Genomic DNA, 9637 nt, shown 5'->3' on the forward strand with positions numbered 1-9637 from the left:
GGTCAGGCCTCTGCCACGTAGACGCCCTTGCCGGGATGCCCCTCGACCAACCCGCGATCCCTGAGGATCGTCATGACCCGGTTGATCGTGGAGATGTGCACACCGTGCTGCTCGGCCAGTTCCCGCGTGGACGGTAGCTTCTCGCCCGGCGCGAGCTCCCCGGACCTGATCCTCCCCGCTATCTCGTTGGCTATGCGCCGGTAGTCCACGCGCTCGGTCGGCATCAACCGATCTCCGAGGGTCGGAGTTGGCTCAGCACGGTGGGGTCGGTGATGCGGTCGTCGGCGGCGAGCATGATCGCCTTGGACAGGATCGTGGCGAGCATGGCGTCGTCGTCGAACGGCAGGTGCAGGCGTCCGGTCTGCTGACGCGCCGCCACGATGCACAGGTACCTGTCGTCGGGCTCCATCATGATGTTGCCCGAGCCGAGGTGGATGCGGTACGCCCGCAGGTTGCCCCGCACCCGCAGGTACCGCTCCGCGAGGTCCACCCGGCCCGCGATGGCCATCCGGGGCAGCAGTCGGGCCAGCGCGTCCCGGCGTACCTGCGCCGACGGGGTCAGCTCCGCCACCGCCGTCCGGTGCCAGTAGGCGGAGAACCGGTCCTCACCGCGGTCGGCCCACTGCGGGTCGGTGGCGATCGAGGTGACGCCGACGAACAGGTCCACGTCGCGCATGGCCTCGGTGAACACCAGCAGTGGCACGTCGATGACCGGCGCGGGTTGCCACGTCTTCCCGTCGTGTCGGGCGAAGCGCACCTGGTCGGTCGAGCAGTACTCGACGTCGTAGCGGCGCTCCTCCGGGTCGTCGACCAGCGCGTGGTGGAAGGACGCCTGCCACGCGCCGCCGCCGAAGACCTTGGTGGCCTCGCTGTCGTAACCGCCGTCCCAGGTGCCGAGGTAGCCGGCCTGCCAGCCGCGGGCGCGCATCAGGGCGTTGGCCTGCCGGTAGCGCAGGATGTGCGCGGCGAACCGGTTGGAGTAGGTCTCCGTCTTCTCCTCGGCCGGCGTGCGCAGATAGACCTCCCGGAACGCCTGCTTGAACGGCTGCGTCAGGCCGGCGTCGACCAGATGACCGCGCCAGGCCAGCACCTCGGCCGTGCTCGCGCGAGCGGGATGCCACAACCGGACCGGCCCGTGGTCGAGGGCGTGGCCGTCCCGGTCGACGATCGCCCACGCGCCGCCGTTACGCCGGGGCAGACCGGCCGTCCAGCGCTGGCCGTCAGTGCTGACCTCCCACAACAGGCGCCGCCCGTAGGTCGCGGTCACCGGGTGGTCGAGGAAGCGCGACGACCATTCGGGGTACGACCAGACGCGCTCCTCCGACAGCAGCCCCTCGACTCGCTGGCGCTCGCTGACGAGGGTCGCGCCGACCTGCTTGACGAGAGCCCGCAACTCGGCGAGGTCGTCCTCGTGGGACTGCTTCACCTGGGCCGGAACGCCCTTCAGGGTGACCTCGTCGCGGGCGAAGACCAGGCGCGCCCGGTCGCCGACGATCTCGACTGTCGCCGCGTACGGGCCGACCGCTCTGCGCAGCTGACCGTCCGGTCCGAGCCCGTGGTCGTCGACGGCCAGCTCCATGACCTCGCTGAACGACCACCCGCGTCGCGCCCCGAGCTGGGTCAGCGCTGTCTGGACCCGGCTCCGCACGGCCTTGTTCCGGACGGTCATCGCGAGTCGGGCCAGCGTGCGCAGCGGCACGTCGCCGTCGCGGTCGGCCAGCAGGCGTACCGCCGCGAGCGCCGTGCGCGAGGCGTACGGGAATCCGGCGGCCTCGCGCGGCGCGGACGCCGCGCTGGCGGTGGCCCGTGCCAGCAGCTCCGTCGCCCTCTCGTCGCGCTCGCGCGACAGTGCCCAGACCAGCCCGCGCAGGAGGCGGTCGGTGTCGTCGTGGACGCTCCGCCCGTGGGCGGTGAACGCGTCGAGGAGCCGGCGGACGACCTGCCGGCCGCCGTGCGCGGCCACGAGCAGTTCGTCGAGGCGGCGCAGCCACTTCGCGGTCGCCGCCGGCTTGTCCAGTGCGGCGCAGTGCTCCAGCAGCTCCGGCACGCCCGGTGCGGCGAGGTCAGCGTCCAGGTGGGCGCGTACGGCGGGCCCGAAGCTGTCCCCGTCGTGCAGCAGCCAGGACGGCAGGCGGCTGCCGGTGGCGCGGTCGATGGCCTGGCCGAGCAGCGTGACGGCACGTCGTCGGGGCGCCGCCGCGATGAAGTAGTCGTCGACCAGCTCACTGCTCAGGGCGCGCAGCGCCGGCACCAGATCGGCCAGTTCGGCGGCCGTCAGGCGCGGCGCGATCACCGCGGGCAGCTCCAGGTGGGCGCCGTTGTCGAAGCAGGCACCTTCAGCGGCGACGTGCAGGCACCACAGCAGGTCCGCGCGCGTGAAGGGGAGATCACCGGAGGCGAGAGCACGCACCACGTCGTTCAGCGCGGTCGGGGTCGACGCGGACGCCGACTCCCGGTGCATGGCCAGGGCGGCGCGGCGACGGTCCTCGGCCGACCACGATTCCACGGTGGACCACTCGGGCACGTTCGTCACCGAGGATCCCCAGTAGTAGGTGCTGGCGATGCGCAGTACCGCGCGGATCCGTTCGTCGGCGTCGGCGAGACCGATCTCGACCTGCCGCCGGCCCGTGTCGCCCAGGTGGGGGAGCAGCGCCGTCCAGTCGCCCATGTCAGCCACCCACCAACGCGACGAGCCGGACGAACGCCACGTCGAGGTCGGCCCGCAGGTCGATCTCCTCGTCGAGGTCGTCGACCTGGTGGTCGCCGACCAGCAGCAGGAAACCGTTGTGGGCGAACGCGGCACAGGCCCGATCCGCCTGCGCCTCCCAGTCGAGTCGCCGGCCCGGGGCGACCCGGTACCCGTTCAGCGTCGCCTCCGTGTCGGTCGGCTGCACCAGGCCCCGGAAGTGCCGGGGATGCTCGGCGTTGAACCGTGCCACCTCCTCGCGGACCCGCAGCCGGACCAGCTCGCGCGCGGAGATGCGCTCCGGCAGGCCCGTCAACGGCCAACTGTCGACGGGTCTGCCGGTCGCCGTCTCGTCCCGAACGATCACCGTGACCATGCGTTGTGCTCCTTGCCCTGAGGTGAGCGGCAGCATGGCACAACCGTCCGACGAAAAGCGGGCACCCGGCACGCCAGGTCAGCCGCTACTGTGCAGCGGATCAGATCACGGAGAGGGCGGTTGTGAGCTACACCTTCCACGTCGACCTGCGCGGCATCGTCGACCTGCTCAGTCACCACCTGTACGCCAGCCCACGCGTCTACGTCCGCGAACTGATGCAGAACGCCGTCGACGCGATCACCGCCCGTCGGGTGGGCGATCCCGGCGCGCCGGGTGCGATCCACATTTACCCGCCGGAATCCACCGGGGACGGCACGCTGCGCGTCGAGGACACCGGCATCGGCCTGACCGAGGCGCAGGTGCACGAACTGCTGGCCACGATCGGCCGCAGCTCCAAGCGGGACGACCTGGGGTTCGCCCGGCACGAGTTCCTGGGCCAGTTCGGTATCGGTCTGCTCTCCTGCTTCCTGGTCGCCGACGAGATCCGGGTACGCACCCGCGCCGCCGGTGGTCCGACGGTCGAGTGGATCGGGTACGGCGACGGACGGTACGAACTGCACGTCGCCCCGGCCGAGCGGGACCGCCCCGAGCAGGGCACCACCGTGACGCTGGTGCCTCGGCGAGGCGCCGAGCACTGGCTGGGCAGGGACACCGTCGTCGAAATCGCCTCGCTGTACGGGTCGCTGCTGCCGATCCCCGTGCAGGTCGACCACGAGGCCATCACCACGGGCCTCGCACCCTGGGAGAACGACCCGGCCGAGCCGGCGGGCGCACGGCGGGAGCGCCTCGACGCGTACTCCCAGGAGGTCTTCGGTTTTTCGCCCTTCGACGTGATCGACCTGGCGGTGCCCGCGGCGGGCCTGCGCGGGGTGGCGTTCGTGCTGCCCATGCCGGCCAACCCGACGTCGCGGGTGGCCCACCGGGTGTACCTCAAGCAGATGCTGCTCTCCGAGGACATCGAACGGTTGCTGCCGGAGTGGGCCTTCTTCGTCCGCTGCGTGGTCGACACGACCGAGCTGCGCCCCACCGCGAGTCGGGAGGCGCTCTACGAGGACGCGCTGCTCGACGAGGTCCGCGACGCGCTGGGCGACACCCTGCGCGGCTGGATGACCCGGCTCGGACGCACCGACCCGCGCCGCCTCCAGGCCTTCCTGCGGGTGCACCACCTCGGCGTCAAGGCCCTCGCCGTGCACGACGACGAGATGCTGCGCCTGGTCGAGCAGTGGTGGCCGTTCGAGACGAACATGGGCCCGTTGACGCTCGCCGAGTTCCGCGAGCGGCACGGCGTGGTGCGTTACACGCCGTCGGTGGACGAGTTCCGGCAGCTCGCCGCGGTCGCCGCAGCCCAGGGGATCGCCGTCGTGAACGCGGGCTACGTCTACGACGCCGAGCTGGTGAGCCGACTGCCCGACGTGGACAGTGACGTCGTCACCGAGATCCTCACGGCGAGCGACCTGGCGACCCGACTGGAACCGCTCGACCCGGACGTCGAGCTGGCCGTGCGGCCCTTCCTCGTCCTGGCGCAGCGGACCCTCGACCGGCTCGGCGTGCAGGTGCTGGTCCGGGCCTTCGAACCGGCCAGCATGCCCGCGCTGCACCTGCTCGACGGTGACACCGCCCTGGCGGTCGACCTGCGTCAGGGGCAGGAGCAGGCCGACGAGCTGTGGTCGTCGATCCTCGGCACCTTCACCCAGGGGCGCGACGAGCGGCCGCAGCTCGTGTTCAACCACCGCAATCCTCTGGTGCGGCAGGCCATCTCCACCGGTGACGACGAGCTGACGACGCTCGCGATCGAGGGCCTGTACGTGCAGGCGCTGCTGCTGGGCCACCAGCCGCTGCGGCCCGCCGACACGGCCGCGTTGAACCAGTCGTTCCTCGGTCTGCTCGCACGCGCCATGGAGGGAACCCGATGACCACCTCCGAGCACGAGTTGCGGGAACGCCTCAGCCAGGCGTACGCGCTGCCGCGCGGCCCGGTGCGGTTCGCCGCGCTGGACGCGGTCTTCCGGCACGCGGACGCGGCCGGCGACGTGCCGTTCGCCTTCTCGGCCCGGATGAACGCGATCAGCGACTTCCACCACGGCGGTGACCCGACGCGGGCGTTCCTCGCCTTCTCCTGGTGCCTGGCGACGGCCGACCGGCAGCCCGAGGTGGTCCACGCGCACCACACCCGCACGTTGCTGTGGGACTTCAAGTGGATCGTCTGGGCGTTGCCCCAGTTCCCGGACATCCCGCTGGAGCGCACCATGGCGGTACTCGACGACATGCAGCGCCGCTACCAGCTCGCCGGGCACAGCCTGCACGCGGTCCACCAGCACCGCTGGCTCGTGGCGCACCACGTCGGGGACATGGCAGCCGCCCAGGAGGCGTACGACCGGATGGTCACCGCCAAGCGGGACTCGATGTCGGACTGCCAGGCGTGTGTCCCGTCGGGACAGGTCCGGCACCTCACGTCGCTCGGCCGGTACGACGAGGCCATCACCATCGGGGAGCCGTTCAAGCGCGGCGGCTGCACCGAACAGCCCCAGTGGATGCTCAGCGAGCTGCTCACGCCGTACCTGCGGACCGGCCGGTTCGACGAGGCCGTCGAGGCGCACCGGGACGGCTACCGCCGTATCCGCGCCGACCGTCACCACCTCGACAACCTCGCCCAGCACGTGCTGTTCTGCGGGCTGACCGGCAACGAGGCACGCGGCCTGGAGCTGGTGGAACGGCACCTGAGCTGGCTGGAGCGCCCCTCGTCCCCGTACGCGGCGATGGAGTTCGCCGCCTCCGCCGCGCTGGTCCTCGGCCGGCTGCGCGCGACCGGGCACGCCGACCTGACGCTGTCCCGCCGCTCGGACGACGGCACCCGCCGCTGGGAGGCGACGGTGGCCGAGGTCCACGACGAGGTGGCCGCGCAGGCCCGCACGATCGCCGCCCGGTTCGACGTCCGCAACGGCAACCGGCACCAGAGCGAACGAATCGAGGCGCGCATGGCCGCGACCCCGGTGGCGCAGCACGTACCACTCACCGTCCTCGCCGGGCGCGTCACCACGTCCGAGCGGACGACCGACCCGGCGCTGGCAGCGCTCGTCGAACGGGTCGCCGCCCGCACCGCGGCGGGCGATGCGGCTGGCGCCGCGCGGGCCCGCCTGGACGTGGCGCACACCTTGCGCAACGCGGGCCGGCAGGAGGACGCGATCGAGGCCGCCGAGGAGGCGGTCCGCAGCCTCGACCGGGCCGGTCTGCGCGACGAGGCGCTCCGCTGCCGCCACCTGCTGTGGGAGCTGTACCGCCGGGCCTACCACCACCGGGACGCTGCCCGCGTGGTGCTGGCCGAGCTGATCCGGGCCGGGAACCTGCCCGACGGGCTGCCGCCGCTGGAGACCGTCCTGGAGGACGCCGCCGACCTGCTCCACGGTACGGAGGGGTTCGGGCACCTGGTCACGGCCGCCGACCGGCACCGGGCCAACGGTGACGCCGACGCCGAGTTGCGGGTGCTGCGCAAGGCTCTGGGCCGCCTCGCCAACCGGCCGCCGGACGACGTCGCCTGGGCGGTGCTGGCGCGCGTCGATGCCCTCGGCGAGGAGGCGCGGCCTGCCTCCGCCGAGCTGTCGGGCCGGGACCAGGTGACCGCCGCGCAGTTGCTGAACCGTGCCGGCCGCATCGCCGAGGCGCTCGACCGGCTCGACAGGGCCGTCAGCCTGTTCGGCGGCGACGAGCTGGCGGACGATCGTCGCTCGGCCCGGCTGTACCGGGCGCGGTTGCGGCTGCGTCTCGGTGAGCCGGCCCGCGCCGAGGCGGAGGCCCGGGAGGTCCTGGCCGAGGACCCCGACGAGTACGGCTACGACGCCACCGCCCTGCTGAGCCTGGCGCTGCGGGCGCAGGGCCGCGCCGACGAGGCCGAGAAGGCACTGGCCGCGCAGGACATGGACGAGGACGACCTCGACTACTACGAGCAGGACCTCGAACCGGACGACGACGAGGACTGACCGGCCGGGCGGGCGCAGCCGACGACGAGGGTGGCCAACAGGGCGGGGTGATCGGTCGCCCCGTCCATGTCCACCGATCGGGCGCAGCACAGGCTGATGTCGTCGCTGGCCACGATGTGCTGCACCGCCCCGTCACCGACGCGGGGATGACCAGGCGGCACGCAGGTCCCCACGTCGCCGGGGCGCAGGTTGAGGTCACCGCTCAGCACCGTGGGGGCGTACCCGGTGCGCCGACGAATGGCGGGCAGGATCCCGTCGATCAGCTGGCCGCACTGGGCGAGCGCGACGCTGCGGCTGGTGGCCGCCAGGTGGGTGGTGCAGGCGTTGAGCCCGCCCTCGACGTGGACGCACAGCCAGGGTCGTTCCTCGGGGTCGGCGAGGTCCTGTGCAGGGTGGATCCCACTGTGCACCGTGTACCGGCTGGCCGTCGTCGGCAGTCGGGCCAGCAGACCGATGCCGTACGCCCGGCCGTTGCGGCACCGGGTGTCGGCGCTGCTGGGCCGGTCGCCGGCAGCCTGGAAGGCGGACGTGACTCTCGCGCGGCCGTGGACCGTCGCGAATACCGCCTCCAACGTGGGCACGTCGTCCTGGCAGATCTCGTTGAGGGTGACCAGATCGGGCCGCTCGGTCCTGATCAGTTCGGCGGCCCTGGGCACCGCCCGGCCGGTGTAGCAGGCGGCGCGACCGCTGTTGCACAGGTTCATCTGCGCCACCCACAGGGTCGTGGGCGCGGGGGAGGCGGGGACGGGCCGGGCCGGCACACCGGCGACGACGACGAGACAGCCGACGGCGAGGGCCCGGCGAATCGCGCGGAACGGGCCGTTCGCGCGCCGGCCAAGGACGGTCGTGCCCCGGCGGCGGTCGGTGTCGCCGGGCGGATCGTCGGACATGCGGACTCCGGCAGCAAGGCGGCACTCTTCGCCGAGGTGTCCGAGATCCTACTGCCGCCCGCCCGGAGCTCTATGGTGGACCGGTGATCACCTGCGTCGTGCACTACACCATCGACCCCGCGCAGATCGAGGCGTTCGAACGGTTCGCCCGCTCGTGGATGCGGCTCGTGGCCCGGCACGGCGGCGTGCACCACGGCTACTTCCTGCCCGCCGAGGGTGCCAGCGACCGGGCCGAGGCCCTGTTCAGCTTCGAGAGCCTGGCGGCGTACGAGCGGTACCGCGCACGGTTCGGCAGTGACCCGGAGTTCGTCGCGGCCGACGCCATCCGCGACGAGTCGGGTTGCGTGGTGCGCTACGAGCGGACGTTCATGCGCCCGCTGTTGCCGGGTGACGACCTGACCGGGTCGCGCTGACACGGGCCGTGCGGGGAGGGTGGACCCCGCACGACCCGTGCCCGTCTCAGCGGTGCGGCCGGGGTGTGACGCGCGGCAGGACGTACGGCGGGCCGGCGGAGATCAGGTCCGACTTCAGCTCCTGGTACGCCCGTTTGGGCTGGTAGTTCTCGTCGTAGATGGTGGCCAGGCCCTCGGGCGGGTCGTTGAACCAGTCCGGCACCCACGAGTACTTGTCGCTGAAACCCCAGACCGTGTACGACAGGCAGCTGCGGACGGCGAGGCACGCCTTCATCAGCACGCTGAAGTTGGCGGCCGACGCCTGCAACCGGGGGTTGATCTCCTCGGAGTTGCCGGCCTGGACGCCCGCGGTCATCTGACTGCGGACGTCGACCTCGGTGAACGCGGTGGCCAGACCGAGCGCGGCGAAACGCTTCAGGGCGGCGGTCACCTGGAGGGTGTCGAAGTTGCCGTACTGGGTGCCCAGGTGACCCTGTGAGCCGACACCGTCGATCGGGACGCCCTTGGCGCGCAGTCCCTTGGCCATGTCGTAGACGAACTGCGTCTTGTCGTCGGCCGGGTTGCCCGAGCCGAACGCCTCGATGTTGTAGTCGTTGTAGAACAGCAGCGCCTTCGGGTCGGCGGCGCGGGCCCACCGGAACGCGTCGGCGATGTAGTCCGGGCCGAGGTTCTCCGCCCAGAAGCCCTTGTAGTGCAACGTCGACGGGGTGTCCCAGGGGTCGCTGACCGCCTCGTTGACGACGTCCCACTGCCAGATCTTGCCCTTGAAGTGGTTGATGACGGTGGTGATGTGCCTGCGCAGCAGCTCGCGCAGCTCCTGCTTGCTGATGGTGCCGTCGGCGACGCCGCTGGTCAGCCAGGCGGGCAGTTGGTTGTGCCAGACCAGCACGTGGCCCCGTACGCTCTGCCGGTTCCGCTTGGCGAACTCGATGAGCTGGTCGGCTGCCGTCCAGTCGTAGGTGCCCCGGGTGGGTTCCAGACTCTCCCACTTCATCGCGTTCTCGGCGGTGACGGAGGAGAACTCGGAGGCGGCGAGCTGGCGGTAGCGCGGGTCGTCGGCGTCGTTGAGGGCTGTCGCGTTGACCGCGGTGCCGATCTTCAGGCCGTGGCGCTGGCCGAGGGCCGCGAGGGTCTGCGTCGTCGGGTCGTACGGCCGGCTCGCGGTGGCCGGCACCGCGTTCAACGCCGCAGCGGTCGCGACGGCGACGGCGCCGGCGCTGATCCACCGTCTTGGCTTCATCTGCCTACCTCTCGATAATGATCGACAAGTGTCGATCTTTGAAGGAAGGGTGCGGCCCG

Annotated in this window: 8 protein-coding genes; 3 read left to right on the plus strand and 5 right to left on the minus strand. The window is 71.9% G+C overall.

Going from position 1 to position 9637, the window contains the following annotated elements; all coding sequences use genetic code 11:
* Nucleotides 1–2 precede the first annotated feature (2 nt).
* The 3 genes from ABZU91_RS03850 to ABZU91_RS03860 are packed head-to-tail and all read right to left on the minus strand — an operon-like array spanning nt 3 to nt 3062.
* Nucleotides 3–224 (minus strand): winged helix-turn-helix domain-containing protein, encoded by a 222-nt coding sequence (locus ABZU91_RS03850; protein ID WP_355233576.1) that lies wholly within the window; start codon nt 222–224, stop codon nt 3–5.
* Nucleotides 224–2668: a DUF4132 domain-containing protein gene (locus ABZU91_RS03855; RefSeq protein WP_355233578.1), complete on the minus strand. Its 2445-nt coding sequence runs from the start codon at nt 2666–2668 to the stop codon at nt 224–226. The genes ABZU91_RS03850 and ABZU91_RS03855 overlap by 1 nt, the downstream gene beginning before the upstream one ends.
* Nucleotide 2669: 1 nt before the next feature.
* Entirely contained in the window at nt 2670–3062 is a 393-nt protein-coding gene (locus ABZU91_RS03860; RefSeq protein ID WP_355233580.1) for a hypothetical protein, read from the minus strand.
* Between the two features lie 122 nt (nt 3063–3184).
* On the opposite strand from ABZU91_RS03860, the gene ABZU91_RS03865 reads away from it, so the two are divergent.
* Together ABZU91_RS03865 and ABZU91_RS03870 are read left to right on the plus strand one after the other, a co-directional pair.
* Nucleotides 3185–4975, plus strand: coding sequence for an HSP90 family protein (locus ABZU91_RS03865; protein WP_355233582.1), 1791 nt, complete (start codon nt 3185–3187; stop codon nt 4973–4975).
* Nucleotides 4972–7035: a hypothetical protein gene (locus tag ABZU91_RS03870; RefSeq protein WP_355233584.1), complete on the plus strand. Its 2064-nt coding sequence runs from the start codon at nt 4972–4974 to the stop codon at nt 7033–7035. Before ABZU91_RS03865 ends, ABZU91_RS03870 begins: the two co-directional genes overlap by 4 nt.
* Here ABZU91_RS03870 and ABZU91_RS03875 read toward each other — a convergent pair.
* Nucleotides 6996–7925: an endonuclease/exonuclease/phosphatase family protein gene (locus ABZU91_RS03875; RefSeq protein WP_355233586.1), complete on the minus strand. Its 930-nt coding sequence runs from the start codon at nt 7923–7925 to the stop codon at nt 6996–6998. The genes ABZU91_RS03870 and ABZU91_RS03875 overlap by 40 nt on opposite strands.
* Nucleotides 7926–8008: 83 nt before the next feature.
* On the opposite strand from ABZU91_RS03875, the gene ABZU91_RS03880 reads away from it, so the two are divergent.
* A complete protein-coding gene (locus ABZU91_RS03880; protein ID WP_355233588.1) occupies nt 8009–8338 on the plus strand; it encodes an NIPSNAP family protein in 330 nt (109 codons plus the stop codon).
* A gap of 46 nt (nt 8339–8384) precedes the next feature.
* Here ABZU91_RS03880 and ABZU91_RS03885 read toward each other — a convergent pair whose 3' ends face one another.
* Nucleotides 8385–9578: an endo-1,4-beta-xylanase gene (locus ABZU91_RS03885; RefSeq protein ID WP_355233590.1), complete on the minus strand. Its 1194-nt coding sequence runs from the start codon at nt 9576–9578 to the stop codon at nt 8385–8387.
* Nucleotides 9579–9637: the final 59 nt, after the last annotated feature.

This window comes from Micromonospora sp. NPDC005174 (genome assembly GCF_040608495.1).
Classification (GTDB): Bacteria; Actinomycetota; Actinomycetes; order Mycobacteriales; family Micromonosporaceae; genus Micromonospora.